This is a genomic window from Streptomyces flaveus (assembly GCF_014647675.1).
Taxonomy (GTDB): domain Bacteria; phylum Actinomycetota; class Actinomycetes; order Streptomycetales; family Streptomycetaceae; genus Streptomyces; species Streptomyces flaveus.
The window spans coordinates 177,064-204,060 of the sequence record NZ_BMPQ01000005.1 but is presented as its reverse complement, the minus strand read 5'-3'; the positions used below and the strand labels follow the sequence as shown (position 1 = coordinate 204,060).

Here is a 26,997-nt window from a genome sequence, read left to right as displayed (position 1 = left end):
TAGTGTGCGCGCCTCCCTCATCCAGATCGGTGTATACGACGGCAAAGGGGGCGAATCGATCGACGCGCGCCGACAGCGTGTGGCCGCCCTCGTCCGCGAGCAGGCCGGTGCCGATCTGGTCGTGCTGCCCGAACTGTGGACAACGGGGGCGTTCGCCTACGAGTCCTTCGGGACTCAGGCCGAGCCGCTGCACGGGCCGACGTACGAGGTGATGGCCAAGGCGGCGAGCGACGCGGGCGTATGGCTGCACGCGGGCTCCATCCCCGAGCGGGACCCCGACGGCCTCCTCTACAACACCTCACTCGTCTTCTCCCCCTCCGGCGAACTGGCCGCCTCGTACCGCAAGATCCACCGCTTCGGCTTCGACAAGGGCGAGGCGGTGCTGATGAGCGCGGGCGCGGATGTCGTCACCGTACGACTGCCGTCGACCACGATCGGCCTGGCGACCTGCTACGACCTCCGCTTCCCCGAACTCTTCCGCCGCCTCGTCGACACCGGCGCCGAAACCCTCGTCGTCCCCGCCGGCTGGCCCGAACGCCGCCGCTCCCACTGGACGCTGCTGGCCCAGGCCCGCGCGGTGGAGAACCAGTCGTACGTCCTCGCGTGTGGAACGGCCGGTACGCATGCGGGAGTTCCGCAGGCCGGTCACTCGATCGTGGTGGATCCGTGGGGCGAGGTGCTGGCCGAGGCGGGCGCGGACGAGGAGGTGCTCACGGTGGAGTTCGACCCGGGGAAGGTGGGCGTGACGAGGGATCAGTTCCCGGCGCTGAAGGACCGGATGCTGGGCCTGGAGCCCCCTGGCCGTTAGCTCTCGGGCCTCCCGTTGGCTCTCAGTCCTCCCGTTCCTTCTCGGCCAGATGGATCACGCACACCGCCACCGCGATCAGCAGCGCCGGGTCCGCGTCCTCCCGTACGACGTCGACGCCGTACGTCTCCCGCACGTGAAGCCGGCGCCGGGAGATGACGGCGAGCAGCTCACCGTCGTACTCGATGGCGAATTCGCGGTCGAGGATCTTGCCGCTGACGTCCAGTTCCGTGCTGCCGTCCGCCAGGGCCACCCGATAGTGGTTGCGCAGCAACGACAGCCGTTTGCGTCTGATCCGCGCGAGCGGCCCGCCGTCCCGCTCGATCACCATCGTGTCCCGCAGGGCGAACATCTTCTGGTGGATGTCGATCAGGATGCGCCCCTGGGTGTCCTTCAGCTCGAAGGTGTCCCGCAGCCGCATGGCTTTGCCGTCGACGAGGAAGACCTTGTTGCCGCGGTCGTCCTCGATCCAGTAGTCGTCACCGATGCCGAGGAGCCGGTCGCGTACGAGGAATTTCATGTCTGTAGCGGTTCCCCGGCGGCCGGTCCGAAACGCCGCCGGTAGGCCGATGGGCTGAGCCCGGTCTCGCGTCGCACACGCGCGCGTAGGTTCGCGGCCGTCCCCAGCCCGCTCCGGGCGGCCACCACGTCCAGCCGCTCCTCCCCCCGCTCGATCAGTCGGCAGGCCAGCGCCACCCTCTCCCCTGTCAGCCAGGCCAGCGGAGTCGTACCGAGCTGGGTGCGGAAGCGCCGGTGCAGCGTCGCGGGGCTGACCGCCGCACGCGCCGCCAAGTCCGCCACCGTCAGCGGCTCGCCCAGCCGCTCCTGAGCCCACGCCAGCAAGGGGCCCAGCGACTCGTCGGGCACGTCGGGCACCGGCCGCTCCACGAACTGCTTCTGCCCGCCGTCCCGGTGCGCGGCGAACACCAGCCGCCGGGACACGGCATTGGTGACTTCGGCGCCATGGTCACGGCGTACGACATGCAGGCACAGGTCGAGTGCGGCGGCACTGCCCGCGGCGGTCAGGATGTCGCCCTCGTCGACGAAGAGCACGTCCGGCTCCAGCAGTACCTTCGGATGCAGCTCCTGGAAGGTGTCGGCCCAGCGCCAGTGAGTGGTGGCCCGGCGTCCGTCGAGCAGGCCGGCTTCGGCGAGCGCGAAGCTTCCGGTGCACAGGCTCATGACACGAGCCCCACGCGCGTGGGTGCGCCGGATGGCGTCGAGTACGGCGGCGCCGCGTGGCACGACGTTGTCCGGGCGGCCGGGTACGACGAGGGTGTCCGCCTCGTCGACCGCCTCCAGCCCGGGCACGCCGGTCAGCGTGAAAAAGCCGTGGTTCATCCGGACCTCGGGCATGGGCGTGCACAGCGTCACGTCGTACAGCGGTCCGGGGAGGCCCAGTTCGGGCCGCGGCAGCCCGAACAGCTCGGTCGCGACACCGACCTCGAAGGGGTTGGTGCCCTCGTCCACGATCACGGCGACCTTGTGCGGACAGTGCGAGGATCCTTGCGACATATGCGATTCCTAGCACTCGTGCGACGCTAAGACCACCCCGCACGATGAGCCCATGGAACCCATCTCGCTGGAAACGGCCCTCTCCTCCTTCACGGAAACGTGGAGCCCCCGAATCGTGACGGCCGTCAACGACTACGACGTCCGCGTGGCCAAGGTCGAGGGCGAGCACCTCTGGCACGTCCACGACCACACCGACGAGTTCTTCCTGGTCCTGAACGGCGAACTGCACATCGCCCTGCGCGAACCGGCCGGCGAGCGCACGGTCGTCCTGCCCCGGGGCGCCGTCTTCACAGTCCCGCGCGGCACCGAGCACAAGCCGTACGCTCCCGTCCCCACCGAGATCCTCGTCCTCGAACCGACCGGCACCTCCACCGTCGGCGACCGCCACGACGAGGTACCGGACCATGTGGACGCGACTACGGGGCACGCGCTGGCCTGACCCGTCACCGAACGGTGCCGTGGCCGGCGGTCGAGGGAGTGGCGATCAGATGCCGTAACCGTCGCTGTATCCGTCCCGGCGGCTGTGGTGCCGTTCCTCGTCGATCACCGGTGTCGTGGGCGGCACCACCACACGCCGGCGCTTGGCGACACTGCTGAACGTCGCGACGCCGATCAGGCCGACGACGATCAGGATGATTCCGACCAGGTCGAGGTTGACTCCCTGCATGTCCCAGTCGGTCGCGAACGTGAGGATGGCCCCCACCGCGATCAGAATGATGCAACCACCAAGACCCATGAGTCCGGCCTCCCTGTGCTGTCCGTCTTCAACGGCTGTTGCGGACCCGGGCCGGGTACCCCCCGCCGGACCGGCCATGCGGAGGCGAGCACTCACTTCATGCGGAAGCTCGGGGAGGACTGTCCCAACTAACCCTCCAGGAACGCCACCAACGCGTTCGCCAGCAGGAACGGGTCCTCCGTGGCGCACAGTTCGCGGGCGCTGTGCATGGAGAGGATGGCCACGCCGATGTCGACCGTCTTGATGCCGTGGCGGGCGGCGGTGATGGGGCCGATGGTCGTGCCGCAGGGCATCGAGTTGTTGGAGACGAAGGACTGGAAGGGTACGGCGGCCTTCTCGCAGGCGGCGGCGAAGACCGCGCGGCCCGAACCGTCCGTGGCGTAGCGGTTGTTGACGTTGACTTTGAGGATGGGGCCGCCGCCCGCGCGCGGGTGGTGCGTCGGGTCGTGGCGCTCGGCGTAGTTCGGGTGGACCGCGTGGCCCGTGTCGGAGGAGAGACAGACGGTGCCGGCGAAGGCGCGCGCCCGGTCCTCGTACGTACCGCCGCGCGCGAACACCGAACGCTCCAGCACACTTCCGAGCAGCGGACCGTCCGCCCCCGTGTCCGACTGCGAGCCGTTCTCCTCGTGGTCGAACGCCGCGAGCACCGGGATGTACGGGAGGGCCGAATCGTAGGTCGCGACGGCCGCCAACGCGGCCGTACCGGCGTGCACGGACAGGAGGTTGTCCATACGCGGGCCCGCGAGCAGTTCCCTGTCCCGGCCCAGGTACGACGGTGGCTCGATGGAGTGCGTCATCAGGTCCCAGCCGGTGACCTCGCCCTCGGCCAGCCCCGACTCCTGCTCCAGGAAACGGATCAGATCACCGTCGCGTACGTCGTTGCCGAGGCCCCAGATCGGCTGGAGATGCCGCTGCTTGTCGAGCTTGAGGCCCTCGGAGGTGACCGATCGGTCCAGGTGGATGGCGAGTTGGGGGACTCGCAGCAGGGCGCGGTCGATGTTCACCAGGCGGGTCGTGCCGTCGCGCAGCGAGAGCCGGCCGGCCAGGCCCAGGTCGCGGTCCAGCCAGGAGTTGAGCAGCGGGCCGCCGTAGATCTCGACAGCGACCTGGCGCCAGCCGTGCGCACCGCTGTCCGGCCGCGGCTTCACGCGCAGATTGGGGGAGTCGGTGTGCGCCCCGACGATCCGGAAGGGCGTGTGCGGTTCGGCGCCCTCGGGCACGTACCAGGCCACGATCGCGCCCCCGCGCACCACATACTTCCCGCCGTGCGCCCCCTCCCACGCGTCCGTCTCGGCGACCTGCCGGAAGCCGGCCTTCTCCAGCCGCTCGGCCGCGTTCGCCACCGCGTGGTACGGCGACGGGCTGGCCGTCAGAAAGGACATGAGGTCGTCGGTATGGCCGCGATCGAAGCGTGGGGGTGTGCGCATGGGTTCACCTTAACGACGTACGAGGGCCCGCTCCCGGCGATGGGGAACGGGCCCTCGTAAGGGGTATGTGGAGGGGACCACCGACCGGAAGGTCACTTTCCGGTACGGCTCCGGTATGGGCGTAAACGCTCCTGGAAAGGCCGCCTCGTATGTACGGAAGCGTTCCTAGAAGGCCGCTTCGTCGAGCTCCATCAGCTCCAGGTCGGTGCCCTCGGCGAGCTTGCGCGCACCAGTGACGCCCGGCAGGACGTTCGCCGCGAAGAACTTGGCCGCGGCGATCTTGCCGGTGTAGAAGGCCTTGTCCTTGGCCGGGGCCGTCTCCAGCTTCTCGGCCGCGACCGCGGCACCCTTCAGCAGCAGGTAGCCGACGACCACGTCCCCGGAGGCCATCAGCAGGCGGGTGGTGTTGAGCCCGACCTTGTAGATGTTCTTGACGTCCTGCTCGGTGGCCGCGAGGTCCGTGAGCATCAGGCCGACGATGGCCTCCAGCTCGACGGCGGCCTTGGCGAGCTGCTCGCGGGCGGCCGACAGCTCCTCGCCACCCGTACCGGGCGCCAGGAACTTCTTGATGTCCTCGGCGAGCGAGTTCAGCGCCGCGCCCTGGTTGCGGACGATCTTCCGGAAGAAGAAGTCCTGGCCCTGGATCGCGGTGGTGCCCTCGTAGAGAGTGTCGATCTTGGCGTCCCGGATGTACTGCTCGATCGGGTACTCCTGCAGGAAGCCGGAGCCGCCGAAGGTCTGCAGGGACTGCGCGAGCTGCTCGTACCCCTTCTCGGAGCCGTAGCCCTTCACGATCGGCAGGAGCAGGTCGTTCAGGGCCTCGAGGGCGGCGGTGTCCTCGCCCGCGGCCTCCTTGACCATGATCTCGTCCTGGATCGACGCGGTGTACATGACGAGGGAGCGCATGCCCTCCGCGTACGCCTTCTGCGTCATCAGCGAGCGGCGCACGTCCGGGTGGTGCGTGATGGTGACCTTGGGGGCGGTCTTGTCCATGAAGTTCGCGAGGTCCGGGCCCTGGACGCGCTCCTTGGCGTACTCGAGGGCGTTCAGGTAACCCGTCGACAGCGTCGAGATCGCCTTCGTGCCGACCATCATCCGGGCGAACTCGATGATCCGGAACATCTGGCGGATGCCGTCGTGCTTGTCGCCGATCAGCCAGCCCTTGGCGGGGTGGCGGTCGCCGAAGGTCATCTCGCAGGTGTTGGAGGCCTTGAGCCCCATCTTGTGCTCGACGTTCGTCGCGTACACGCCGTTGCGCTCGCCCAGCTCGCCGGTCTCGAAGTCGAAGAGGTACTTCGGTACGAGGAAGAGGGACAGGCCCTTGGTGCCGGGACCGGCACCTTCCGGCCGCGCGAGCACGTAGTGAAGGATGTTCTCCTCCATGTCGTGCTCACCGGACGTGATGAAGCGCTTGACGCCCTCGATGTGCCAGGAGCCGTCCTCCTGCTGAACCGCCTTGGCGCGCCCGGCGCCCACGTCCGAGCCCGCGTCGGGCTCGGTGAGCACCATGGTCGAGCCCCAGGTCCTGTCCACGGCTATCTGGGCGATGTGCTTCTGCTGCTCGGTGCCCTCGTCGAAGAGGATGCGGGCGAACGCCGGGCCGGAGGAGTACATCCACACCGCCGGGTTGGCGCCCAGGACCAGCTCCGCGTACGACCAGATCAGGGACGGCGGGGCGGTCGTGCCGCCGATCTCCTCGGGCAGGCCGAGCCGCCAGTACTCGGAGTCCATGAAGGCCTTGTAGCTCTTCTTGAAGCTGTCCGGTACGGGCGCGGTGTTGGTCTCCGGGTCGAAGACCGGCGGGTTGCGGTCCGCGTCCGCGAAGGACTCCGCCAGCTCGTTCTCCGAAAGTCGGGTCAGCTCTTCGAGGATGCTCTTGGCGGTCTCGGTGTCCATCTCCGCGAACGGGCCGGTGCCGTACAGCTTGTCGCGCCCGAGCACCTCGAAGAGGTTGAACTCGATGTCGCGGAGATTCGACTTGTAGTGCCCCATGGCGACGGCTCCGTTAAGGGATCGGGTGAGGTTGGTGATTCCTCAGACCTAGGTTCGTGTACAGCAAACAGCCACGATGATGCTACCCGTGGGTAATAAGAATCAACCCCTAGCGGCTCAAGTGTGAGGTAACCCTCCGGGTTCGGGCGGGTGGGTTTGTGGTGGGTTCGGTTCATGGGCGACTGCGGGTGCGTCGTGGCTGGTCGCGCAGTTCCCCGCGCCCCTAAAGGCAAAAGCCTGCGGCTCCACCCACCGTCAGCCACGACGTGCTCGCAGCCTTCCTCCGGCGGGAGGGGTCGTGGGCCGGTGCGTCGTATGCCCGTCGCTTAGGTTCTGTCTCGGAGGGCCAGGGCCTTGTACCAGGCCAGGGTCGTATGCCCGGCCTGCGACGGGCTGACGCACCGGCCCGCGACCCCGCACCCACCACGCACCTAAGGGGCGCGGGGAACGGCGCGACCAGCCACAACCAACCGGCAGTCGCCAATGGACCGAACCCACCCGCCCGGTAGGCGCCCCACCCAACCGCCGGAGGCAACCGGCTACTCTGACCCCCATGTACGGCTACGACCAGACCGCGGGCCCCGGCCAGCAGCAGTACGCGCAGCCTCAGCCGCCGCCCCAGCCCGGTGGGTATGGCCAGCAGAGCGGGCCGCTGTACCCCGAGCCGTCGCCGCCCTCACTCGCGGACGCGGTGCGCGCGTTCACCACGGGGGCGATCTCCGCCGAGGACTTCCAGCAGGTCTTCGCCACGTCCAAGGTCTACTGCCCGCGCGGTGACAACCCCGGCTTCCTGGCGCTGCACAACACCCAGCAGCCCGTGATCCCGATGTTCACCTCGCTCAAGGAGCTGCGCCGGTACGCCGGCAAGGAGTCCAAGTACTTCGTGATCACCGGCGCCGAGGTGATCGACCTGCTCCCCACCGGCTACGGCTTCGTCCTCGACATGGAGGGCGAGCACCGCATGGTCTTCGACGCGAAGGCGGTCGAGCAGATGGTCGATTTCGCGATGCGCCGAATGTACGGCTGACGTGCCCCGACACCGTGCGCGCCCGGAGGGAATTCCCTCCGGGCGTTCTCTGTTCTGGGTAGCAGGAAGTTCAAGAATCAACTAATCTCGGAACACAAGGAGGTACTGTGGTGGCGCCGGCCGAGGCCGTGGCGGAAAGGGACCCCGTGGCATCCGCACAGAGGCTTCGAGACCGTCACGTACATCATCGACGGGATCTTCGACCACCAGGACTCCAACGGTGGTGGCGGCACCATCACCAACGGCGACACCCAGTGGATGACGGCCGGTTCGGGCCTGCTCCACATCGAGGCGCCGCCGGAGTCGCTGGTCATGTCCGGCGGTCTCTTCCACGGCCTGCAGCTGTGGGTGAACCTCCCGGCCAAGGACAAGATGATGGCGCCGCGCTACCAGGACATCCGCGGCGGCAACGTCCAGCTGCTCACCACTCCCGACGGAGGCGCGCTGCTGCGCGTCATCGCGGGCGAGCTGGACGGTCACGCCGGCCCCGGCATCACGCACACCCCCATCACGATGGTCCACGCGACCCTCGCGCCGGGTGCGGAACTCACTCTTCCGTGGCGCGAGGACTTCAACGGGCTGGCGTATGTGCTGGCGGGCAAGGGCTCGGTCGGTGCCGAGCGCCGTCCGATCCACTTGGGCCAGACGGCCGTCTTCGGCGCCGGCGGATCGCTGACCGTCCACGCGGACGAGAAGCAGGACTCCCACACGCCGGACCTCGAGGTCGTCCTCCTTGGCGGGCAGCCGATCCGTGAGCCGATGGCGCACTACGGGCCCTTCGTGATGAACACCCGCGAGGAGCTGCAGCAGGCGTTCGAGGACTTCCAGAAGGGGCGGCTGGGTACGATTCCGGCCGTGCACGGGATGGCCGAGGGCGGTCTCTGACAGTACGGAACGGAAGGACGACGGGCATGGCACAGGAGAATCCGGAGTTCCACCTCGTGTTCCATCCCGTCGTCGGGGAGCCGCTGGCCGTCAGGAGCCGTGACTTCGAGTCGCTGGAGTCGGCGGAGGACAGCGTCACCGAGGCGCTCGAGCAGGGGCGCACCCTGCGCTTCGAGCTGAACGGCCGGGACGGCGTCGACAGTGGGACCGTTCTGGTCAACTGTTCCAACGTCGTCGCGGTCAAGGTGCGGCCGGTGTCGGCGACAGGCGCCGACGACGGCCAGTACCTGTGATCACGTACCGGTGATCGTCCCGGGCTCCCCGGCGCCGTCCGGTTCGTAGAGCTCGAACCAGATGCTCTTGCCCTCGCCCCGCGGGTCCACTCCCCAGGCGTCCGAGAGCAGCTCCATGAGCATCAGGCCCCGCCCGGAGGACGCCAGTTCTCCGGGCTGACGCTTGTGGGGCAGGGCATCGCTGCGGTCGGTGACCTCGACCCGGATCCGGCGGGAGCCCGCCTCGCCCGTCATCTCGGCGACGAGCAGCGCGTCGGCGTCCGTGTGCACGAGTACGTTCGTGACCATCTCCGAGGCCAGCAGCACCGCCGAGTCGACCTGGTCCTCGGAGGCCCAGTCGTGCAGCAGCTCTCTCAGCTGCTGGCGGGTGTCCGCGACCCGCTCGGGCTCGTCCTGTGCGACGGTCAGCACGGTGCGGCGTACGGACGTCCGTGCCGCCGGCTGGTCGCCGCAGCCGCAGCCCTCCCCCTGCCGGCACAGCAGCAGGACGGCGATGTCGTCCTCGCGGCGGTCCACGAGCGGCCCGGTCGTGTGGTGCGAGGAGGGCCCGTGCACGGCCTGGACCAGTGCGTCGGCCAGCGCTTCCAGGTCGCTCTGCTCGCCGTCGTGGCTCTCCAGGATCTTGCGGATCCTGAGCCAGCCGGTGTCGAGGTCGTGCCCGCCGGTCTCTATGAGCCCGTCCGTGCAGATCAGCATGGTCTCGCCGGGTTCCAGGGCGAGCCGGGTCGTCGGATAGTCCGCGTCCGGGTCGATGCCGAGCGGCAGTCCGCCCGCGGTCGGCCGGGTCAGCACGGTCCCGTCGGCCATCCGGATCGCCGGGTCCGGGTGCCCGGCGCGGGCGATGTCCAGTACGCCGGTCGCGGGGTCGACCTCCACGTACAGGCAGGTCGCGAAGCGCAGATCGGCGGCTTCCTCGTCGGACGTCATCCCGTACAGGAACCGCGAGGCGCGCGACAGTACGGCGTCGGGGCGGTGCCCTTCGGAGGCGTACGCCCTGAGCGCGATCCGCAGCTGGCCCATCAACCCGGCGGCGCGTACGTCATGGCCCTGGACGTCGCCGATGACGAGGGCGAATCTGCCTCCCCCGGGCTTGGCCGGGGAGGTGCCTCCGGGGAGCGGGATCATGTCGTACCAGTCGCCGCCGACCTGGAGCCCGCCGCCGGTGGGTACGTACCGCGCGGCCACGCTCATGCCCGGGATCTGCGGCCCCAGGTTGGGCAGCATCGAGCGCTGGAGGCCGTCGGTCAGCTCGCGCTCGGATTCGGCGACACCGGCGCGCGAGAGGGCCTGCGCGAGCATGCGGGCCACGGTGGTGAGGACGGAGCGTTCGTCGGGCGTGAAGGAGACGCGGTAGGTGAAGGCCGCCATCCAGGCGCCCATCGTGCGGCCCGCGACGACGAGTGGCAGAAACGCCCACGACTGCCGTCCGAAGCCCCGGGTGAACGGCCAGGAGGCGGGGAAGCGTTTCCGGTAGTCCTTCGGGGAGGAGAGATAGACGGCACGGCCGGTGCGTACGACTTCCGCGGCCGGATGGTCCGTCTCCATGGACATCGCGGAGAACGGGCCCTCGTCGTCGGAGTGGTGCCCGTGATGGCCGATGAGCGTCAGCCGGTCGCCCTGCGTGCCGTAGACGGCCAGTCCGTCCGGTGAGAACCCGGGCATCGACAGGCCGGCCGCGACCCGCAGCACCTCCGCCGTGGACCGTGCCTCGGCCAGTGCGCGCCCGGCGTCCAGCAGGAACGCCTCGCGGGAGCGGCGCCAGTCGCCGGTGACGGGCGTGCGCGCGGCGGCACCCGGCGGTGGCTCCGACACCTCCTGAAGGGTGCCGACCAGCTGGTAGGAGTGCGATTCAGGGTTGTACGACGGCTTGGAGCGGCTGCGCACCGTACGCAGTACGCGCCCCTGCCCGTCCATGACCCGCATCCGGAGTTCGGCGATGGTGCCCTCGGAGGCGGCGAGCTGGACGACCGGTCCGACCTCGTTCCAGTCGACGGGGTGGAAGCGGGCGCGGGCGCCGGCCTCCGTGAGCGTTATCGGCTCGGCGGGAAGTCCGAGCATCCGTGCGGCCTCGGCATCCAGAGTGACCAGTTCGGCCGCGTTGTCCCAACGCCACAGGCCGGTCGCGAGGGTGGCCAGGACGTCCCCCACGGCGGGCAGGGGCTCACCAGTGCGCATTGGGACACTGTAGGAAGAGGTGATCGTGAGAAGCCACCAAAGGGAGAAAGGCCACCCTTCAGAGAGGTGGACCGTGACCGGCCCGTGATGGTCGTGACCCGCTCGTAATGGTGGGGAGGCGGGCTTGGGCTCCCCGGTACGCTTGGGTCTGTGTTTCACGTGAAACACAGACCGTGACAACACGGGCCGTGACATACAGGCCGTGACACACAGACCCCGATCCGCGAAGACTGGATGAACGACGATGCATCGGTACAGGTCCCACACCTGCGGCGAGCTCCGCGCCTCTGACGTCGGCAGCGACGTCCGGCTGAGCGGCTGGCTGCACAATCGGCGCGACCTGGGCGGCATCCTCTTCATCGATCTGCGTGATCACTACGGCATCACACAGCTGGTCGCCCGCCCCGGCACGGCCGCGTACGAGGCGCTGGACAAGCTCTCCAAGGAGTCGACCGTCCGCGTCGACGGCAAGGTCGTCTCGCGCGGCGCCGAGAACATCAACCCGGATCTGCCGACCGGTGAGGTCGAGGTCGAGGTGAGCGAGGTCGAGCTGCTCGGTGCCGCTGCCCCGCTGCCCTTCACGATCAACACCGAGGACGGTGTGAACGAGGAGCGGCGCCTGGAGTACCGCTTCCTGGACCTGCGCCGCGAGCGTATGCACCGCAACATCATGCTGCGTACGGCGGTCATCTCCGCGATCCGCAACAAGATGACGACGCTCGGCTTCAACGAGCTGGCGACCCCGATCCTGACGGCCACCTCGCCGGAGGGCGCCCGCGACTTCGTCGTCCCGTCCCGTCTGCACCCGGGCAGGTTCTACGCCCTTCCGCAGGCCCCGCAGCAGTTCAAGCAGCTGCTGATGATCTCCGGCTTCGACCGCTACTTCCAGATCGCGCCCTGTTTCCGCGACGAGGACGCGCGCGCGGACCGTTCGCCGGGCGAGTTCTACCAGCTCGACGTGGAGATGTCCTTCGTCGAGCAGGAGGACGTGTTCCAGCCGATCGAGCAGCTGATGACGGAGCTGTTCGAGGAGTTCGGCAACGGCCGCCATGTCACCTCCCCCTTCCCGCGGATCCCGTTCCGTGAGGCGATGCTGAAGTACGGCTCCGACAAGCCGGACCTGCGGGCCCAGCTGGAGCTGGCCGACATCACCGACATCTTCGAGGGCTCGGAGTTCAAGGCCTTCGCGGGCAAGCACGTACGGGCGCTGCCGGTGCCGGACGTGTCCTCGCAGCCCCGTAAGTTCTTCGACCAGCTCGGTGACTACGCCGTCTCGCAGGGCGCGAAGGGCCTGGCGTGGGTGCGGGTCGCCGAGGACGGCTCGCTCACCGGCCCGATCGCGAAGTTCCTGACGGAGGAGAACGTCGCGGAGCTGACGAAGCGGCTGTCTCTCGCCGCCGGTCACGCGGTGTTCTTCGGCGCGGGCGAGTTCGACGAGGTCTCGAAGATCATGGGCGCGGTGCGGGTGGAAGCCGCTCGTCGCGCGGGCCACTTCGAGGAGGGTGTCTTCCGCTTCTGCTGGGTCGTGGACTTCCCGATGTTCGAGAAGGACGAGGAGACGGGAAAGATCGACTTCTCCCACAACCCCTTCTCGATGCCGCAGGGCGGAATGGAAGCCCTGGAGACGCAGGACCCCCTCGACATCCTGGCCTGGCAGTACGACATCGTCTGCAACGGCGTCGAGCTGTCCTCCGGCGCGATCCGGAACCACGAGCCGGACATCATGCTGAAGGCCTTCGGTATCGCGGGCTACGAGGCGGAGACCGTCGAGCGTGAGTTCGCGGGCATGCTCCGCGCGTTCCGCTTCGGCGCCCCTCCGCACGGCGGCATCGCGCCGGGCGTCGACCGGATCGTGATGCTCCTGGCCGACGAGCCCAACATCCGGGAGACGATCGCCTTCCCGCTCAACGGCAACGCGCAGGACCTGATGATGGGTGCGCCGACGGAGCTGGAGTCTGCGCGGCTGCGGGAGCTGCACCTTTCGGTGCAGAAGCCGCAGCCGAAGTAGCTCCGCTGGAGGTGCAGTTATTCGGCTGCGGGTACGTCGTGGCTGGTCGCGCAGTTCCCCGCGCCCCTGAAAGGAAGGCCTGCGGCCTCCTTTCAGGGGCGCGGTGTTGCCCGGAACCGATGCCGGTTCCGGGCAACCTGTGAGAGTCCCGTGGAATCGCACAGTCCGTACCCATGTTGCTGACAGGCGCCGTCCCTAACGTCCTGCCCATGACTGGGACCGAGCCTCACAAGACTCAACAGCCAAAGCACAAACGGAACTTGACGCGACGCAAGGTCATCGTGGCGGGTGGTGCGGCGGTGGCCGCGGTGGGTGTCGGCGGTGGTATCGCCGCGACCGCTAACGCGGGCCAGACGACCGGCACGGGCAAGGCTGCCACCGCGAAGGCCGCCGGCAGTGCCGCGGAGGAGTGCTACAAGCTCACCTCCGAGACCACCGAGGGCCCGTACTACATCGACGCGGACAAGATCCGCCGCGACATCACCGAGGACAAGGAGGGCATCCCGATGACCCTCCGCATCAAGGTGATCGACTCCGAGAGCTGCAAGCCGATCCGGAACGCGGCCGTCGACATCTGGCACTGCGACGCGCTGGGCATCTACTCCGGTTACGAGGACGCCTCCACCGGTGGCGGTGGCGGTGGCGGTGGCGGCGGTACGCCGCCCAGCGGCACCCCCTCCGACGTCCCGTCCGGTACGCCGACGGGCTCCCCGCCGGAGGGCGGCGGTGGCGGCGGTGGCGTGCACGAGGAGCCCACCGACGACGAGCGCTATCTGCGCGGCACCTGGCGGACGGACAAGCAGGGCTTCGTCACCTTCAAGACGATCTTCCCGGGCTGGTACCGGGGTCGCTGTGTCCACATCCACACCAAGGTGCACGTGGGCGGCGAGTGGACCGACGCCGGTTACGAGGGCGGCAACACCTGCCACACCGGTCAGTTCTTCTTCGACGAGAAGTCCGTGCTCGCCTCCGCCGAGGTCGAGCCGTACTCGACGTCGACGACGGAGCGCACCACGCTCGAAGAGGACACGATCTACGACCAGAGCGGCACCACGGGCGGTCTGCTCAAGCTGAAGTACAAGAAGGGCGACATCGCCAAGGGCGTCGTCGGCTCCATCACGGTGGGCGTGGACCCGGAGGCGACGAACACGGGCACGGGCGACTCGGTCCAGCCGGGGGCGTCGGCGTCCGCTTCGGCGAGCTGACGGACGTACGGCTCGCTCGCCGCGGGTCCGGAACCTTCCCCCAGGTTCTGGACCCGTTACCGGGGGCCTGCCGGGAGCCTGCTGGAGCTTCCGCGACGACGAGGCCGTGCCTCCTTTCTGGGCCCATGGTTTGTGCCGGGGCGCTCCTCTCCCATGGTGCCGTGTGGCAAGGTGGCCGGACCGTGAGTCGGGTGGGGCACAACACAAGTGAGGTGGCATGGCTGAGCTTGGCAAGGGCGGCAACATAGCTCTGGGGGCGGGCCGTGTCACCGCTGAACTGCACAGCGTGGGGGAACCGGTCGACCTCAGCGCACTGCTGGTCGGCGCGGACGGCAAGGTCAGGTCCGACGACGACATGGTCTTCTACAACCAGCCCTCCGCCGAGGCGGGCGCGGTGCGTCACCTCGCCGCCGACGCCGGTGGCCCGGAGCGTATCGAGGTGGACCCGGCCGCCCTGCCTGCTGACGTGGACCGGGTCGTGCTGGTCGGCAGCTGCGATCCCGACGACGTGGCGCGCACCTTCCGCGAGGTGAAGGAGGTGCGGATGCGTGCCGTCCAGGACGGCGCCGAGCCCATCGAGTTCCGTCCTCCGGACCTCACCGACGGCGAGCGGGCCGTGCTTCTGCTGGAGATCTACCGCCGGGGCGAGGCGTGGAAGCTCCGCGCCATCGGTCAGGGGTACGCCGAAGGGCTCGCGGGCCTGGCCACCGACTACGGCGTACGGGTGGAGGAGCCCGAGGTGGAGGAGCCCGAGGCCGCCGACGAGGAACTTTCGTACGACGCCACAACGCCCGCTCCTCCGGTGACCGCCTCTGCCTCCACCTCCGCTCCCGCTCCCGCTCCCGCCCCGAGCCTGGTCAAGCCCCCGCTCGGCACCATCAGCCTCGACAAGGGCGGGCAGGCCTCGATCAGCCTGGACAAGGGGGACCGTGAGCTGGTCGTCACCGCGTCGCTGGAGTGGGACGGGGGCAGTGAGCAGCGGCGCAAAAGGGGCGCCGACCTCGATCTGTACGCCCTGTTCGTACCGGCTTCGAAGGCCGTACGGGGCGTGAAGACACCGGGCACCCTCGTCAAGTCCGGTCACGTGCCGCAGGGAGAGCCGTTCCGCCCCGAAGCGAACGGGCCCGCCGGTGCGAAGAACACGGTGACGAAGGGAAAGGGGCAGGGGAAGGACACGGCGCACGGTGTCGTCTACTACAAGCGCCTCGGCTCGGTGAAGAACCGGCCCTTCATCTGCCTGGACGGCGATGCGCGCGTACCCGGCTGCGAAACCGTCCGCATCGTCCGCCCCGACGAGCAGGGCTACGTCCTGCTCTGCGCGTACTCCGCCGTCAGCAACGGATTCGGCTCCTTCCGCAGCTTCGGCGCGAAGGTCGTCGTCACGGACGGCCGTGGCTCCACCGTCACCGTGCCGCTCTTCGAGAACGCCAAGACGCGTTATTGGGTCGCCATCGCCCTCGTCGACTTCACCGACCCCGACGGTGCGGCCATCCACCACATCGAGGCCTACGGCGGCCGTATGACGGAACGCCGCCCGGTCCTCCACCTGGACGGTGCTGTCGAGATGAACGGCGGCCCGGTGGAGTTCAAGAGGAGCTGATCCCTCGGCTACCAGCACACCCCGGCTATCAGCACCTGCCGGCTACAAGCTCACGTAACGCTCCACAAAAGCCGGTAGAAGTCGGTCCGCGCCGGGTCCGGAGCGATGCCGTACGCGTCGAGGAGGGTGTCGTCCCAGCCCGGGCCGTAGTTCCACTCGGTGCTCCAGGTGGCGACGGCCAGGTCGGCCCAGCGGTCGGCGAGGCCCAGGGTGCCCATGTCCACGTGAGCGGACCAGGAACCGTCCTCGTGCAGCAGGGTGTTAGGGGCGCAGGGGTCGCCGTGGCAGACGACGAGGCGGTCGACCGGCGGCGGGTCGGGCAGGGCCGTGGGTGTCTTGATGCCTGCTCGCCGGGCCTGTTCCAGACGGTGGTCGACCGACCAGCTGAACGGGCAGTCGGTCACGGGCAGTTGGTCGTGCAGGGCCCGTAGCCCCGTTCCCAGGGCACGTACCGCCGTGGCGGGATCCGCCTGCCACCGGGGACTGACGGCACTCTCGCCGGCCAGTGCGTACGTGACGAGCCAGGCTCCCTCTTCATCGGCTCCGTGCTCCCGGACCCGAGGTACGGGCGTGAAGTCCCCGGCCCAGCGCAGCCGCTCCACCTCGGCGCCCAGGTCCAGGCCGGACTCCGCCGGCGCCCACTTGGCGAACAGTTGCCCCTGACCGTGGTCGTCGCCGATACGGAAGGTCAGGCCGCCCAGCTGGTTCTGCCAGACGGGCAACAGCGGCCGGTCTCCGGCCAGTTCGGCGATCGGCGCGGGCACGCGCACGGCGGAGGTCGGTGGTCCGGCGTAGGAGGGCATGGGCGCATGATTCCTGCCCACGGCTCCGCGAGCGAGCGGTTTTCCGCGCCCGCCGCGCCTGCCGTGCGCGATGCGTGCGCAACGCCCCGTCGGTAGCGCGTGGTTCACCTCACGTACTCCTCGCGTACTTCTCAAGCCGCCTTAAGGCAACCCAAAGGAACTTCACAGCCGGCCCCCGGATCGTCGTGTCCATGAGCGAACCCATCGCATACGACGAGAGACCCGGGAAGAGGCAACGGCCATGAAGCAGCTGGTACTTGTCGGGGCCGACCTGGTTGCCATAGCCGTCCTCACCTTCGCCGTGTACTTCCCGCGTCACCACCGCCGGGACCTGGTCACCGCCTTTCTCGGCGTGAACGTCGGGGTGCTCGCCGTGGCGATGACGCTCAGTTCCGCCTCGGTGGGGATCGGCCTGGGGATGGGGCTCTTCGGGGTTCTGTCGATCATCCGGCTGCGGTCGTACGAGATCGCGCAGCACGAGATCGCGTACTACTTCTCCGCGCTCGCCATCGGCCTGCTCGCCGGGCTGCCGGAGACGGTGAACGTGCTGAACACCGCGCTGATGGCGCTCATCGTCCTCACCCTGTACGTCGGCGACCACCCCCGGCTGTTCCCGCGGCACCGGCAGCAGAGCCTGCGCCTGGACTCCGCGTACACCGATGAGGACGCCCTCCGCTCGCACCTCGAAGTGCTGCTCGGCGGGCGGGTGGTGAACCTGTCGGTGAAGGACCTCGATCTCGTCAATGACACGACCCGCGTCGAGGTCCGGTACGTCGTGTCCGGCACCGGTGCGCGGCTTCCCGAGAAGATCGAGTCGCCTTCCGCTTCCGCGCAAGGGATTCGGTCATGACCAGCGTCGACCCCGTCGTGGCCGCGCTGCCGCCGATCGGGCTGGACGAACTCGTCGAGCGGGCCGGGCTGCTCACCCGTCTCGACCGCAAGTACATGCTGCCCGTCGCCGATCTGCCGTTCATGCTCGCGGGACTGGACGACGACGTCCGGGTGCTCGAAATGGGCGGCGGACAGCGGGAGTTCGGATATCGGTCCATCTACTTCGACACCCCCGGGATGGACGGCTATCTGGCAGCCGCGCGCCGCCGCAGGCGACGGTTCAAGCTCCGCATCCGTACGTATCTCGATTCCGGTCAGCACTTCTTCGAGATCAAGACGCGCGGGCCGCGCGGCACCACCGTCAAGCAACGCATCCCGTACGAAGGGAACTTCCGGCGGCTCGGGGGCGAGGCGCGGGCGTACGCCGACACGGTGCTCGCCGAGGCCGGGATCAACTCCGGGGGTTTCCGGTTCGTCCCGACGCTCACCACGTTCTACCGGCGTACGACGCTGTTCTTCCCGGCCACCGGGAGCCGGCTCACCGTCGACACCGGGCTGACCTGGACCCTGCCCGATGGCACCGCTCTGCGGACCGATGACCGGGCCATCGTCGAGACCAAGTCGGGCCGGGCGGGCTCGGGCGCCGACCGGCTGCTCTGGTCGCTGGGGCACCGGCCGTGTCCCGTCTCGAAGTACGGCACCGGGCTCGCCGCCCTGCGCCCCGAACTCCCCGCCAACCGCTGGCTGCCCGTCCTGCGGCGCCACTTTCCCACCGCACTCCACGGGAGCCTCGTATGAGCAAGAAGACGCGCGTGAGCACGAAGAATCGCGTGAGCACGCAGATGAGAACGGCACGGCTGTTTCGTACGAAGGTGGCGAGCGCCCTCGCTTCGATGGCGCTGGCCACGGCGGTGCTGGCCGGATGCTCGTCCGGTGACAGCGACAGCTCCTCCTCCGGCTCGGGCTCGGGTTCGAGCTCGGCCGAGTCGGCGGGCGCCGCGGCGGACGGGACGCAGACCGCCGCCGCCGTCCTCGCCGACAACAAGGCGGACCATGCCGAGGACGGTGACACGGACTGGGACGAGTCCGAGGCCGTGGACATCGAGCTGAACGGCGACTCCGCCTCCGCCGAGGGGGACGGGGTCACGGTCGACGGGGCCACGGTGACCATCACCGCGGGCGGTACGTATCGGATCGGCGGGAATCTCAGTGACGGGCAGATCGTCGTCGACGCCCCCGACGCGACCGTGAAGCTGGTCCTCGACGGCGTCGACATCTCCAGCTCCTCCGGCGCGGCGATCGCCGCCACCGCGGCGGAGAAGGTCGTGGTCGTCCTGGCCGACGGCAGCGAGAACACGCTCGGCGACACCGACTCGTACGCCGAGGACGCCGAGGCCAACGCCGCCCTCTACAGCGCCGGCGACCTCACCGTCGCGGGCGGCGGAACTCTCACCGTGCACGGCAACGGCAATGACGGGATCGCGAGTGCGGACGGCCTGGTCATCGCCTCCGGGACGGTCACGGTCGACGCCGTGGACGACGGCATCCGGGGCAAGGACTACCTCGTCGTGAGCGGCGGCAAGGTCACCGTCACCGCGAAGGGCGACGGGCTCAAGGCCGACAACTCCGAGGACGCGGACGCCGGTTACATCGCCATCGACGGCGGCACGGTCACCGTGACCGCCGAGGGCGACGGTGTCGACGCGGCCTCCGACCTCGTGGTCACCGGCGGGAAGTTGGACGTCACGAGCGAGGCCGCCGACGACACCTCCGCGCACGGGCTGAAGTCGGGGGTCATCACCGTTCTCGAGGGCGGCACCGTCGACGTGGACTCGTCCGCCGACGCCGTCCACAGTGACGCGGCCGTGCACATCAGCGGCGCCGGTGTCACCGTCTCGGCCGGGGACGACGGCGTACACGCGGAGGGCGATCTGGTCGTCAGCAAGGGCGAGTTGAAGGTCGCTGGGTCGACTGAAGGACTCGAGGGGAAGGACATCACGGTCAGCGGAGGCACGGCGACCGTCACGTCAAGCGACGACGGCATCAACGCGTCGGGCGGTACGACCACGTCGGACAGCGGCGGCGGCCAGGGCGGCCGGGGAGGCGGCGGTGGCAGTGAGACGGGCGACTACACCGCGAAGGTCACCGGCGGCACCCTCGTCATCAACGCCGACGGCGACGGCTTCGACTCCAACGGCACCGCCGAGATCACCGGCGGCACGGTCGTCGTCAACGGCCCGGAACAGGGCGGCAACGGCGCACTCGACGTCAACGGCAGCTTCACCATCAGCGGCGGCACCCTCCTCGCCGCCGGCAGCGCGGGCATGGCGGTAGCCCCCGACAGCGAGTCCGAGCAGGGCTGGGTCTCGGCCACGCTCGACTCGGCGGTGGAGGCGGGCACGACCCTGCACGTCGTCGACGCGGACGGCAAGGTCGTGGCCTCGTACGTCACCTCGAAGTCGATCCAGAACGTCGTCTACTCCGGAGACGGGATCGAGAGCGGGGAGGAGTACGCGGTGTATGCGGGCGGCGAGACCTCGGGCGCGAGTACGGGGGGCCTGGCGGCCGGCGGCGAACTGGGCTCGGCGGAGGAGATCGCGACGGTGACGGCGGGCGATGCTCCGGAGGGCGGTTTCGGTCGGCGGTGAGGCGAAAGGCGGGGGAGGACGTGTGTGAATGACCATCAACCCCCGCTTGCCTTCCCCTACTTGCCCCTGTTCGACGGCAACCTTTCCGTCGCCCGTGACCACAGATGAGTCGGAAGCCCTTCACCGGGCCTCCACGGACCATGTGCACGTTCCGCATCGCGTGCACCCGAACCATCCGTAAGGACTCATTCGTGGCATCCCCCTCCCACCGCCGGTCCCTCGGCCGGAGACGTACCGCGCTGGTCTCGGCCGCTGCCGTGGCGGCCGCCGGTCTCGGCGCCATCCCCTTCGTGATGAACGCGAACGCGACTCCCGTCGAGCTGGCCCGCCAGTCGCTGCCCGCCAAGGACGGCTGGGCGGCGAGCGGTTCCGGTACGACGGGCGGCTCGAAGGCCGACTCCGCGCATGTCTACACCGTCAGCACCCGCGCCCAGCTGGCGAAGGTGCTGGGCAAGGGCACCGACTCCACGCCGAAGATCATCAAGGTGAAGGGCACGATCGACGCGAACGGCGGCAGCAGCTGCGCCGACTACGCCGCCGGTACGGGTTACTCGCTGGACGCCTACCTCAGGGCGTACGACCCGAAGACGTACGGCAAGAAGATGCCGTCCGGCACCCAGGAGAACGCCCGCGAGGCCGCCGAGGCCAAACAGAAGAAGAACATCGTCTTCAAGGTGCCCGCCAACACCACCATCGTGGGCGTCCCGGGCACGAATGCCGGCATCAAGGGCGGCAGCCTCCAGGTGCAGGACGTGAAGAACGTCATCATCCGCAATCTCACCTTCTCCGCGACCGAGGACTGCTTCCCGCAGTGGGACCCGACGGACGGCTCGTCGGGTGAGTGGAACTCGAACTACGACTCGGTGACCCTGCGCGGCGCGACGAACGTCTGGGCCGACCACAACACGTTCACGGACGCGCCGAACTTCGACAACTCGCTGAAGACGTACTTCGGCCGCAAGTACCAGATCCACGACGGCGCCCTCGACATCACCAACGGCTCCGACCTGGTGACCGTCGAGCGGAACGTCTTCACCTGCCACGACAAGACGATGCTGATCGGCAGCAGCGACTCCGACACCAAGGGCAAGCTGCGAGTGACGATCCACCACAACGTCTGGAACGGCGTCGTCCAGCGCGCCCCCCTGGCCCGTATCGGCCAGATCCACCTCTACAACAACCTCTACGACACGGGCACGCTGAACGGCTACCAGCCGAAGTACAGCATCGACTCCCGCGCCAAGGCCCAGGTCGTCGCCGAGCACAACGCCTGGAAGCTGCCGTCCGGCGCCAAGGTCGCCAAGCTGCTTTCAGGCGACGGCACCGGCTCGATCGCCGGTACCGGCAACCTCGTCAACGGCAAGGCGACCGACATCGTCGCCGCGTACAACGCCGCGTCGTCGAAGAAGATCAAGACGACGGTGAACTGGAAGCCGACGCTGACCGCGGACCTCCAGACCTCGGCGAAGAACCTGCCGACGGAGCTGCTGAAGACGACGGGCGCGGGGGTTCTCAACTGACCTCGCGCTGATCCCCTCTGCGGGGGCAGGCAGTTGCGAAAAGCGTGAGCACTCTCCCGGAGAGTGCTCACGCTTCGCTCGTCTGAGCACCTGGAGGGCATGTTCCCTCCGGGTGCTCACGCTTTTCACGGCGGCCTTCTGCGGCGGAAGCCGTGAGCTTCGACTTCAGGGGAACGCCTGTTCCGTTCCGGGCGTTGTTCTCTGTGTTGAGTCCGGCTACCGGTCCGAGTGCCATGTCCCGTTCCCGAGTCTTTTCCGTCGCGCTCTCCAGCGCTGTCATCGTCGTGCTCGTCGGCTGCTCCACCGGCGGCGCGGAGGCGGGCGCCGACGCGCGCGCTCCCAGCCCGCCGTCCACCACCACCGAGCCGACGACCACCCCCGCCGAGCCCTCACGGAACAGCCCTTCTCCCACACCGACCCCCTCCAAGCCCAGCACCCGGACCCAGACCGCGTCGCTCACCATCCCGGAGATCGGCCTCAACGGCCTGCGCGTAGTCCCGTACGAGGGAACGACCGACGACTGGCCCGGCACACAGATCCAGAACGAGGGCGTCGCCGCCAGCCCATACGGCAGCCGCGGCGGCGTCGGCCCCGGCGAGATCGGAAACTACCTCGTCACGGCCCACCGCCTCTCAGCCGGCGGCCCTCTGCGCGACCTCCCGGCCCTCGACAAGGGCGACACGGTGACAGTCACCTCGGGCGGCACGGTCTACGAGTACGAGATCACCGACACCAGAAGCACATCCTTCCGCTCCGAGCGCTCCCTGGCCGAACAACGGGCCGCCGTCCCCGGCCACCCGGGCCGCCAGCCCACCGAAGCCATGATCACCATCTCCACCTGCGCGACCCCCGAGGACGACGCGGCCGGCAACTTCTGGCGCGACGACAAGGGCAACCCCGAACACCGCATAGACAAGATCGGCGTGCTGACTTCGACATCGCCTGCAGCGACGTAGGCGCTCACGAGAGGCACGGTCGGGTCGGTGTCTAGGTTCGTGGCTACTCGTCCGTGAAGACGTCCTTGGCTGTCGGGGCGGTGACGGCGTGCCGAAGCCAGTGGCGCAGGATCGTGGTGTTGCGGCAGTTGGTGATCTGCTCGCGGACCTGGTCGGGAACGTCGATGCCGCGCTGCTCCAGAACGAGCAGGATGTCCTCCGCGCGGCTCTGGGCGCGGCCTTCCTCCCGGATCTCTTCCGAGATCGGCGACGAGAAGAACGCAAGGTGTTTGATCACCAGTTCCCTCCACAGTTTCAGGGTGGCCGGATCAGAGGCAAGACGCTGTGAGAGCAGCTCGGTCAGAGTGTCCGCGCCAGAGACCATGAGGAGGCCCCGGGGGTCCGCACAGGGCTCGACGGAAGTGGGAACGCGTCAGAGCTGAGCGTGTATTTTCCGGGAATGTGCATTGGCGTGCTGGGACTACTCATCCGCGAAGATCTCGTCGGCTGAGAGAGCGGTGAGGGCTCGGTCGAGCCAGTGGCGCAGGATATCGAGGTCGTCGCAGGCGGTGATGCGTGCGCGTGCCTCGTCCGGGACGTCGATGCCGCGTCGCTCCAAAATGAACAGGATGTCCTCGGCCCGGCCCTGGGCCCGGCCCTGGGCCTGGCCTTGTGCTCGGCCTTCGTCGCGGGCTTCTTCAAAGATGGGCGACTTGTAGAAAGAAAGGTCCACGGCCACTAGTTTCCTCCACAGTGCTGCGGCGGGCAGCTTGCCCAGGCCCTTGATCAGGCCGGAATGAAGGGATCGTCGACAAAGCCACCGTCTCTCAGAACCCCAGATAGGTGATCTGGACGACGTAGACCCGCTCGCTACGTACGACGACTTGGTACGTGAACATGCCGCCCGGGACGATGATGTCCCCGCCTTTCGGATCGATCCCGGTGTGGGCACGACCGTGTACGTGTAGCGCCTCCGCGGCTCTGACCAACTCGTTCGCTTTCTCTTCCACACCGGCGAGGAAGCTGGGTGGAGCGGTGCGGGCGGCTTCCTCCGCGCCGAAGGCGTACTCCCACTTCCAGCTCACTCGCGTACTGCCTTCATGGCCTCATCCAGAACGGCGCTCAGCTCCCGCAGGGCTTCCTGTGCGACGGCGGGATCCTCGTGCTCCAGGTTGCTCTTCGCACGAGCGTGGCGGGTGGACAGCTCGGGACGGCGGGCGATCTCGACGTCCCTGGCCCAGGCGAGGACCCAGCTTCGTACAGGACTCAGGGACTGCCACTCGACGGCCTTGGCGAAGGCTTCGTCCTTCGTGTTCTGCAACTCCTCCAGACGGCCGGGATCGACGACGGCGAGGGCGGCGCGCAAGGCATCAGGAGTCTGCTCGGGACGGGGGATCAACTCACGTCCGCGATCGGCCTGGGTGCTCATGGTGTCCTCCAGAGGGTGCCCCGGCCAGAGTATCCGGCCAGGGGCACGGCAGAGCTGGTCCGCGAGCGGAGCGGGCCCCGGGTCCCGGGCGCCTCTTGCGTACTCGCGTGTCGCTGCGAGGAAGACGGCTTGATGCTCGGCCTCGATCTCAGCTTCCTCCCGTTCCTCGACGCCCATCTCGGCGAGAAGACGAGCGGTCTTCTCGGCAGCTGCTGGGTCGCTCTTCAGGAGCGCGCGCCTGCGCTCCCGCAAGCTCTCGCTGCTCACCGCGCCACCTCCAGGCGTCCGCCTGCCATGCCGGGAACCCTGGCGAGGCGCTCGGTGCAGTTGCGGCAGAGGGTGCTGGGTTCGGGGGAGCGGAAGGCGGTGTCGCAGCCGTCGCAGTTGCGCAGGGGATGCCTGGCGGGTGGGGGTGGTTCGGGGGTGCGGTACGGCGGGAGGGGTGGGAGTTGGGCGGTGAGGCGGTGGGCCAGGAGGGCGGCCGGGCGGTGCAGGGGTTCGGGTGGCAGGTCGGTGGTCAGGGCGTGGCGTACGGCGGTGGGGGTGAGGTCGCGTTCCAGCCAGGCGGCGACGCCGGGGGCGAGGTGTTCGGCGTCGGTGGCGGAGAGGAGCAGGCGGGGGTCTTCGCGGCGCAGGCCGGCGAGGAGGTCGATGGCCGTTTGGAGGAGGGCGGCGGAGGTGTAGGCGGGCTGGGGTACGGCGGGCAGGGCGCGGCGTGGGGGCTTCTTGCGCTGTTCGGCCGCCCGCCGGGCTGGAGGCTTGGCCGGGGGGTGGGGTGCGTCGTCGGACGCGTCCCCGTGTTCGGGTGCGTCCCGGTGTTGGGTCGCGTTCCCGTGTCGGCCCGGCTGGTTGCAGGAGACGGTGCGGGTGACGATGTGGCCCTTGTCGGTGCGTTCGCGGGTGCGGCGCAGGTAGCCGTGGGTTTCCAGTTCGCGTAGGGCGGCGGCGATGCGGGTGGGGCCCTCGGGGAAGCGGTCGGCGAGGGTCTTGATGTCGGCGCGGGCGCCGGTGGGCAGCGACTGGATGTGGACGGCGAGTCCGATGGCCAGCCCGGACAGCTGCGGGTGCTGGGCGAGGTGGTTGCCGATCACCGTGAAGCGGGTGGTGTGGCGGGAGTTGTCGTGGATCACCCCGCCCGCGGGGGCGTTGCGGTGCAGGTGGTTTTTGCCCGTCGTACGGGTCGGGGCGTGCGGGGGCGCGCTAGGGTTCTGCTCATCCATCAGGAAGGGGTCTACTTCCTCGGTGGTCAGGCCCTCGCACTGGGATTGCCGTCCCGGCGGGGGCCGTCGCATGTCTGCTGTTGTCGCGCTGAGCGTAGAGCAGGCAACCCGTCCCGAAGCCAGCTGAGTTGGTGATGTTCACTCGTGCGAGTGAGCGGGGGCCGTGGGAGGGAGGGGTGGGGTTTGGTGGGGTTTCTTTCCCTCTCGTGGTTCTTTGGGAAGAGCGCCAGGTCCACCGGAGCACGGGTTTCCGAGCTCCGGTGAGTGCGGTGCCGGTGCCAGGTCGAGTTCGGCCCAGACGGTTTTTCGGGGGACGGGGCCCAGTTCGACGCCCCAGCGGTCCGCGAGGGCCTCGACGAGGAGCAGGCCGCGTCCGGACTCGGTATCGGGGGTGGGTGGTTGGCAGCGCGGGAGGGTGTCACCGCGTGTGTCGGTCACCTCGATGCGAAGCGTGTCGCTGCGGGTCAGGAGCGCGAGGCGGAAGTCCCGGCCGGTGACGCGGCCGTGGGTGGCGGCGTTCGCGCCGAGTTCGGCGACCACGTGGGCGGCCCGGTCGGGGACGCCGTACGGCAGGTCCCAGGTGTGCAGCCACTCCGTGGCGAGGAGCCGCGCGAGACGGGCACCGCGTGGGGTGGGCGACAGCAGGACGCTGAAGTGGCGGGCGGGGGCGTGGAGTTGGGTGGCGTTTTCCTTGTTCACATCACTGAGCGTGGCGGTGCGTGGTTACCGTGAACAGTGACGACGCCGGTACGTACGGTGACCGTCCGAGGCTTGTCCAGTGCTGTCCGGGCTGTCGGAACCGGCCGTAGGGGTACGGGCGTTGCGGCACGGAGGTACGACGGAGGGGTGCGGTATGTCGGTGGACGGCGAGGTACGTCGGCTCAAGAGCGAGGAGGACGAGCCGGGTTGGGAGGTCGATCCGGACGACGACTGGGGTGTGGCGGTCATCGCGACCGTGGGGCGGCAGTTGAAGCTGCGGCGGGAGGCGGTGGGGATGCGGGCCGCCGAGTTCGGGGAGGCGGTGGGGTATGGGGAGGACCTCGTCTACAAGATCGAGGGAGGGAAGAGGATCCCTCGGGGCGAGTATCTGGACAAGGCGGACGAGGTGTTGGACGCGGGTGGGCTCATCTCCGCGATGAAGGAGGATGTGGCCAAGGTCCGGTATCCGAAGAAAGTTCGGGACCTCGCACAGTTGGAGGCCAAGGCGGTCGAGATCGGGGTGTACGAGTGCAACATCATCGCCGGTCTGTTGCAGACGCTGGAGCATGCCCGGACGCTGATCGAGGCCAGGCAACCGCCGTATTCGCCGGATGACGTGGAACGGATGGTGGCCGCTCGTATGGACCGACAGTCGGTCTTCGACCGGGACCCGGCACCCTCGCTCAGCTTTGTGCTGGAGGAGGCGCCACTGCGGCGGGAAGTCGGAGGCACAATGGTGTGGCGGGAGCAGCTCGAACGTTTGCTGGAGGTGGGCCGGTTGCGTAACGTCACGCTTCAGGTGATGCCGACAAAGAGCGACGCTCACCCGGGCCTGGACGGCAGGATCGAGCTGCTGAAGTTCGCGGACGGTACGGCCGTAGCGCGCTCCGACGGTGCGTTCAACGGCCGCCCTGTCTCCGATCTGAAGCAGCTGCGCATCCTCGAGTTGCGGTATGGCACCATCCGGGCACAGGCACTCCCGATGCGGGAGTCGCTTGCCTTCATTGAGCAACTGCTGGGAGAAACATGATCCGCAAGGCTTCCGCCGGGGGCGTCTCCGAACTGGTGTGGTTCAAGAGCAGCTACAGCGGCGGCACCGATGGCGAGTCCTGCGTCGAACTCGCCACCACCCCCGGCACCGTCCACGTCCGCGACTCCAAGAACACCGGTGGCCCTCAACTCGCACTGACGCCGGAGGCCTGGGCGGACTTCGTCACGTACGCCTCAGGAAGCTGATCCTTCAA

The 26,997-nt window shown here is 68.8% G+C and carries 26 protein-coding genes and 2 pseudogenes; 15 read left to right on the top strand and 13 right to left on the bottom strand.

Translation table 11 applies throughout. The annotated features are described in order from the left end of the window. The first annotated feature begins 4 nt into the window (after window positions 1-4). On the top strand, window positions 5-808 hold the full coding sequence (locus IEZ21_RS12860; protein WP_189322014.1) for a carbon-nitrogen family hydrolase: 804 nt from the start codon (window positions 5-7) through the stop codon (window positions 806-808). Between the two features lie 22 nt (window positions 809-830). Here the strand turns inward: IEZ21_RS12860 and IEZ21_RS12855 are convergent, their stop codons facing one another. Both IEZ21_RS12855 and IEZ21_RS12850 read right to left on the bottom strand, forming a co-directional pair. Next, window positions 831-1,325, bottom strand: a complete 495-nt coding sequence (locus IEZ21_RS12855; RefSeq protein WP_189322013.1) for an LURP-one-related/scramblase family protein — start codon at window positions 1,323-1,325, stop codon at window positions 831-833. Further along, window positions 1,322-2,320: a helix-turn-helix domain-containing protein gene (locus IEZ21_RS12850; RefSeq protein WP_189322012.1), complete on the bottom strand. Its 999-nt coding sequence runs from the start codon at window positions 2,318-2,320 to the stop codon at window positions 1,322-1,324. Before IEZ21_RS12850 ends, IEZ21_RS12855 begins: the two co-directional genes overlap by 4 nt. A 52-nt stretch (window positions 2,321-2,372) precedes the next feature. Here IEZ21_RS12850 and IEZ21_RS12845 point away from each other — a divergent pair, with 52 nt between their 5' ends. Further along, complete coding sequence (locus IEZ21_RS12845; protein ID WP_033320395.1) at window positions 2,373-2,759, top strand: cupin domain-containing protein; 387 nt, start codon at window positions 2,373-2,375, stop codon at window positions 2,757-2,759. 45 nt (window positions 2,760-2,804) lie between these two features. On the opposite strand, the gene IEZ21_RS12840 is transcribed toward IEZ21_RS12845, so the two are convergent. The 3 genes from IEZ21_RS12840 to IEZ21_RS12830 form a co-directional block, all read right to left on the bottom strand. Further along, entirely contained in the window at window positions 2,805-3,056 is a 252-nt protein-coding gene (locus tag IEZ21_RS12840; protein ID WP_033320396.1) for a DUF6458 family protein, read from the bottom strand. 128 nt (window positions 3,057-3,184) lie between these two features. Then, complete coding sequence (locus IEZ21_RS12835; RefSeq protein ID WP_189322011.1) at window positions 3,185-4,483, bottom strand: M18 family aminopeptidase; 1,299 nt, start codon at window positions 4,481-4,483, stop codon at window positions 3,185-3,187. 165 nt (window positions 4,484-4,648) lie between these two features. Continuing rightward, window positions 4,649-6,475, bottom strand: coding sequence for an acyl-CoA dehydrogenase (locus tag IEZ21_RS12830; RefSeq protein WP_189322010.1), 1,827 nt, complete (start codon window positions 6,473-6,475; stop codon window positions 4,649-4,651). Window positions 6,476-7,028: 553 nt separating this feature from the next. Between IEZ21_RS12830 and IEZ21_RS12825 the strand changes: the two genes are divergently transcribed. The 3 genes and pseudogenes from IEZ21_RS12825 (at window position 7,029) to IEZ21_RS12815 (ending at window position 8,680) form a co-directional block, all read left to right on the top strand. After that, window positions 7,029-7,502, top strand: a complete 474-nt coding sequence (locus IEZ21_RS12825; protein WP_033320399.1) for an SseB family protein — start codon at window positions 7,029-7,031, stop codon at window positions 7,500-7,502. A gap of 135 nt (window positions 7,503-7,637) precedes the next feature. After that, window positions 7,638-8,387 (top strand): annotated as a pseudogene (locus tag IEZ21_RS12820) (pirin family protein); the annotation flags it as partial. 26 nt (window positions 8,388-8,413) lie between these two features. Next, window positions 8,414-8,680 (top strand): hypothetical protein, encoded by a 267-nt coding sequence (locus IEZ21_RS12815; RefSeq protein WP_189322009.1) that lies wholly within the window; start codon window positions 8,414-8,416, stop codon window positions 8,678-8,680. On the opposite strand, the gene IEZ21_RS12810 is transcribed toward IEZ21_RS12815, so the two are convergent. Beyond that, window positions 8,681-10,855, bottom strand: coding sequence for a SpoIIE family protein phosphatase (locus IEZ21_RS12810; protein ID WP_189322008.1), 2,175 nt, complete (start codon window positions 10,853-10,855; stop codon window positions 8,681-8,683). A 244-nt stretch (window positions 10,856-11,099) separates the two neighbouring features. On the opposite strand from IEZ21_RS12810, the gene aspS reads away from it, so the two are divergent. The 3 genes from aspS to IEZ21_RS12795 all read left to right on the top strand — a co-directional run bounded on the left by aspS (window position 11,100) and on the right by IEZ21_RS12795 (window position 15,668). After that, the gene (aspS, locus tag IEZ21_RS12805; RefSeq protein ID WP_189322007.1) at window positions 11,100-12,863 is read left to right on the top strand and encodes an aspartate--tRNA ligase; all 1,764 of its coding nucleotides are present in this window, start codon (window positions 11,100-11,102) and stop codon (window positions 12,861-12,863) included. A gap of 209 nt (window positions 12,864-13,072) precedes the next feature. After that, on the top strand, window positions 13,073-14,068 hold the full coding sequence (locus IEZ21_RS12800) for an intradiol ring-cleavage dioxygenase (protein ID WP_189322006.1): 996 nt from the start codon (window positions 13,073-13,075) through the stop codon (window positions 14,066-14,068). 217 nt (window positions 14,069-14,285) lie between these two features. Next, window positions 14,286-15,668 (top strand): TerD family protein, encoded by a 1,383-nt coding sequence (locus IEZ21_RS12795; RefSeq protein ID WP_189322005.1) that lies wholly within the window; start codon window positions 14,286-14,288, stop codon window positions 15,666-15,668. A gap of 50 nt (window positions 15,669-15,718) precedes the next feature. Here the strand turns inward: IEZ21_RS12795 and IEZ21_RS12790 are convergent, their stop codons facing one another. After that, on the bottom strand, window positions 15,719-16,471 hold the full coding sequence (locus tag IEZ21_RS12790) for an aminoglycoside 3'-phosphotransferase (RefSeq protein WP_189322004.1): 753 nt from the start codon (window positions 16,469-16,471) through the stop codon (window positions 15,719-15,721). A 241-nt stretch (window positions 16,472-16,712) separates the two neighbouring features. Between IEZ21_RS12790 and IEZ21_RS12785 the strand changes: the two genes are divergently transcribed. From IEZ21_RS12785 to IEZ21_RS12765, 5 genes are all read left to right on the top strand, one after another. Next, window positions 16,713-17,321 carry a DUF4956 domain-containing protein gene (locus IEZ21_RS12785; RefSeq protein ID WP_189322003.1) on the top strand — a complete coding sequence of 203 codons (609 nt, stop codon included), beginning with the start codon at window positions 16,713-16,715 and terminating at the stop codon, window positions 17,319-17,321. After that, window positions 17,318-18,100, top strand: coding sequence for a polyphosphate polymerase domain-containing protein (locus IEZ21_RS12780; protein ID WP_189322002.1), 783 nt, complete (start codon window positions 17,318-17,320; stop codon window positions 18,098-18,100). Before IEZ21_RS12785 ends, IEZ21_RS12780 begins: the two co-directional genes overlap by 4 nt. Window positions 18,101-18,114: 14 nt before the next feature. Continuing rightward, on the top strand, window positions 18,115-19,950 hold the full coding sequence (locus IEZ21_RS12775) for a carbohydrate-binding domain-containing protein (RefSeq protein WP_246567654.1): 1,836 nt from the start codon (window positions 18,115-18,117) through the stop codon (window positions 19,948-19,950). A gap of 191 nt (window positions 19,951-20,141) precedes the next feature. Continuing rightward, window positions 20,142-21,470, top strand: coding sequence for a pectate lyase family protein (locus IEZ21_RS12770; RefSeq protein ID WP_246567652.1), 1,329 nt, complete (start codon window positions 20,142-20,144; stop codon window positions 21,468-21,470). Window positions 21,471-21,703: 233 nt separating this feature from the next. Continuing rightward, on the top strand, window positions 21,704-22,426 hold the full coding sequence (locus tag IEZ21_RS12765) for a class E sortase (protein WP_189322001.1): 723 nt from the start codon (window positions 21,704-21,706) through the stop codon (window positions 22,424-22,426). A 43-nt stretch (window positions 22,427-22,469) separates the two neighbouring features. Here the strand turns inward: IEZ21_RS12765 and IEZ21_RS12760 are convergent, their stop codons facing one another. The 6 genes and pseudogenes from IEZ21_RS12760 to IEZ21_RS12735 form a co-directional block, all read right to left on the bottom strand. Continuing rightward, a complete protein-coding gene (locus IEZ21_RS12760; RefSeq protein ID WP_189322000.1) occupies window positions 22,470-22,703 on the bottom strand; it encodes a hypothetical protein in 234 nt (77 codons plus the stop codon). Window positions 22,704-22,886: 183 nt separating this feature from the next. After that, window positions 22,887-23,189: pseudogene (locus IEZ21_RS12755) on the bottom strand (hypothetical protein); the annotation flags it as partial. A 43-nt stretch (window positions 23,190-23,232) separates the two neighbouring features. Beyond that, the gene (locus IEZ21_RS12750) at window positions 23,233-23,490 is read right to left on the bottom strand and encodes a hypothetical protein (protein WP_189321998.1); all 258 of its coding nucleotides are present in this window, start codon (window positions 23,488-23,490) and stop codon (window positions 23,233-23,235) included. Further along, window positions 23,487-23,834 carry a hypothetical protein gene (locus IEZ21_RS12745; RefSeq protein ID WP_189322264.1) on the bottom strand — a complete coding sequence of 116 codons (348 nt, stop codon included), beginning with the start codon at window positions 23,832-23,834 and terminating at the stop codon, window positions 23,487-23,489. The genes IEZ21_RS12750 and IEZ21_RS12745 overlap by 4 nt, the downstream gene beginning before the upstream one ends. Window positions 23,835-24,097: 263 nt before the next feature. Next, window positions 24,098-25,054: a helix-turn-helix domain-containing protein gene (locus IEZ21_RS12740; RefSeq protein ID WP_189321997.1), complete on the bottom strand. Its 957-nt coding sequence runs from the start codon at window positions 25,052-25,054 to the stop codon at window positions 24,098-24,100. Between the two features lie 138 nt (window positions 25,055-25,192). Beyond that, window positions 25,193-25,753: an ATP-binding protein gene (locus IEZ21_RS12735; RefSeq protein WP_189321996.1), complete on the bottom strand. Its 561-nt coding sequence runs from the start codon at window positions 25,751-25,753 to the stop codon at window positions 25,193-25,195. 154 nt (window positions 25,754-25,907) lie between these two features. On the opposite strand from IEZ21_RS12735, the gene IEZ21_RS12730 reads away from it, so the two are divergent. Both IEZ21_RS12730 and IEZ21_RS12725 read left to right on the top strand, forming a co-directional pair. Further along, complete coding sequence (locus tag IEZ21_RS12730) at window positions 25,908-26,783, top strand: helix-turn-helix domain-containing protein (protein ID WP_189321995.1); 876 nt, start codon at window positions 25,908-25,910, stop codon at window positions 26,781-26,783. After that, window positions 26,780-26,989 carry a DUF397 domain-containing protein gene (locus tag IEZ21_RS12725; protein WP_189321994.1) on the top strand — a complete coding sequence of 70 codons (210 nt, stop codon included), beginning with the start codon at window positions 26,780-26,782 and terminating at the stop codon, window positions 26,987-26,989. The genes IEZ21_RS12730 and IEZ21_RS12725 overlap by 4 nt, the downstream gene beginning before the upstream one ends. Window positions 26,990-26,997 lie beyond the last annotated feature (8 nt).

What these genes read in the sequence shown, in the direction of transcription:
- IEZ21_RS12855 (WP_189322013.1), bottom strand. Translation starts at nt 1,325, where the DNA reads ATGAAATTCCTCGTACGCGACCGGCTCCTCGGCATCGGTGACGACTAC.
- IEZ21_RS12850 (WP_189322012.1), bottom strand. Translation starts at nt 2,320, where the DNA reads ATGTCGCAAGGATCCTCGCACTGTCCGCACAAGGTCGCCGTGATCGTG.
- IEZ21_RS12845 (WP_033320395.1), top strand. Translation starts at nt 2,373, where the DNA reads ATGGAACCCATCTCGCTGGAAACGGCCCTCTCCTCCTTCACGGAAACG.
- IEZ21_RS12840 (WP_033320396.1), bottom strand. Translation starts at nt 3,056, where the DNA reads ATGGGTCTTGGTGGTTGCATCATTCTGATCGCGGTGGGGGCCATCCTC.
- IEZ21_RS12835 (WP_189322011.1), bottom strand. Translation starts at nt 4,483, where the DNA reads ATGCGCACACCCCCACGCTTCGATCGCGGCCATACCGACGACCTCATG.
- IEZ21_RS12830 (WP_189322010.1), bottom strand. Translation starts at nt 6,475, where the DNA reads ATGGGGCACTACAAGTCGAATCTCCGCGACATCGAGTTCAACCTCTTC.
- IEZ21_RS12825 (WP_033320399.1), top strand. Translation starts at nt 7,029, where the DNA reads ATGTACGGCTACGACCAGACCGCGGGCCCCGGCCAGCAGCAGTACGCG.
- IEZ21_RS12815 (WP_189322009.1), top strand. Translation starts at nt 8,414, where the DNA reads ATGGCACAGGAGAATCCGGAGTTCCACCTCGTGTTCCATCCCGTCGTC.
- IEZ21_RS12810 (WP_189322008.1), bottom strand. Translation starts at nt 10,855, where the DNA reads ATGCGCACTGGTGAGCCCCTGCCCGCCGTGGGGGACGTCCTGGCCACC.
- aspS (WP_189322007.1), top strand. Translation starts at nt 11,100, where the DNA reads ATGCATCGGTACAGGTCCCACACCTGCGGCGAGCTCCGCGCCTCTGAC.
- IEZ21_RS12800 (WP_189322006.1), top strand. Translation starts at nt 13,073, where the DNA reads ATGACTGGGACCGAGCCTCACAAGACTCAACAGCCAAAGCACAAACGG.
- IEZ21_RS12795 (WP_189322005.1), top strand. Translation starts at nt 14,286, where the DNA reads ATGGCTGAGCTTGGCAAGGGCGGCAACATAGCTCTGGGGGCGGGCCGT.
- IEZ21_RS12790 (WP_189322004.1), bottom strand. Translation starts at nt 16,471, where the DNA reads ATGCCCTCCTACGCCGGACCACCGACCTCCGCCGTGCGCGTGCCCGCG.
- IEZ21_RS12785 (WP_189322003.1), top strand. Translation starts at nt 16,713, where the DNA reads ATGAAGCAGCTGGTACTTGTCGGGGCCGACCTGGTTGCCATAGCCGTC.
- IEZ21_RS12780 (WP_189322002.1), top strand. Translation starts at nt 17,318, where the DNA reads ATGACCAGCGTCGACCCCGTCGTGGCCGCGCTGCCGCCGATCGGGCTG.
- IEZ21_RS12765 (WP_189322001.1), top strand. Translation starts at nt 21,704, where the DNA reads ATGTCCCGTTCCCGAGTCTTTTCCGTCGCGCTCTCCAGCGCTGTCATC.
- IEZ21_RS12745 (WP_189322264.1), bottom strand. Translation starts at nt 23,834, where the DNA reads ATGAGCACCCAGGCCGATCGCGGACGTGAGTTGATCCCCCGTCCCGAG.
- IEZ21_RS12740 (WP_189321997.1), bottom strand. Translation starts at nt 25,054, where the DNA reads ATGGATGAGCAGAACCCTAGCGCGCCCCCGCACGCCCCGACCCGTACG.
- IEZ21_RS12730 (WP_189321995.1), top strand. Translation starts at nt 25,908, where the DNA reads ATGTCGGTGGACGGCGAGGTACGTCGGCTCAAGAGCGAGGAGGACGAG.
- IEZ21_RS12725 (WP_189321994.1), top strand. Translation starts at nt 26,780, where the DNA reads ATGATCCGCAAGGCTTCCGCCGGGGGCGTCTCCGAACTGGTGTGGTTC.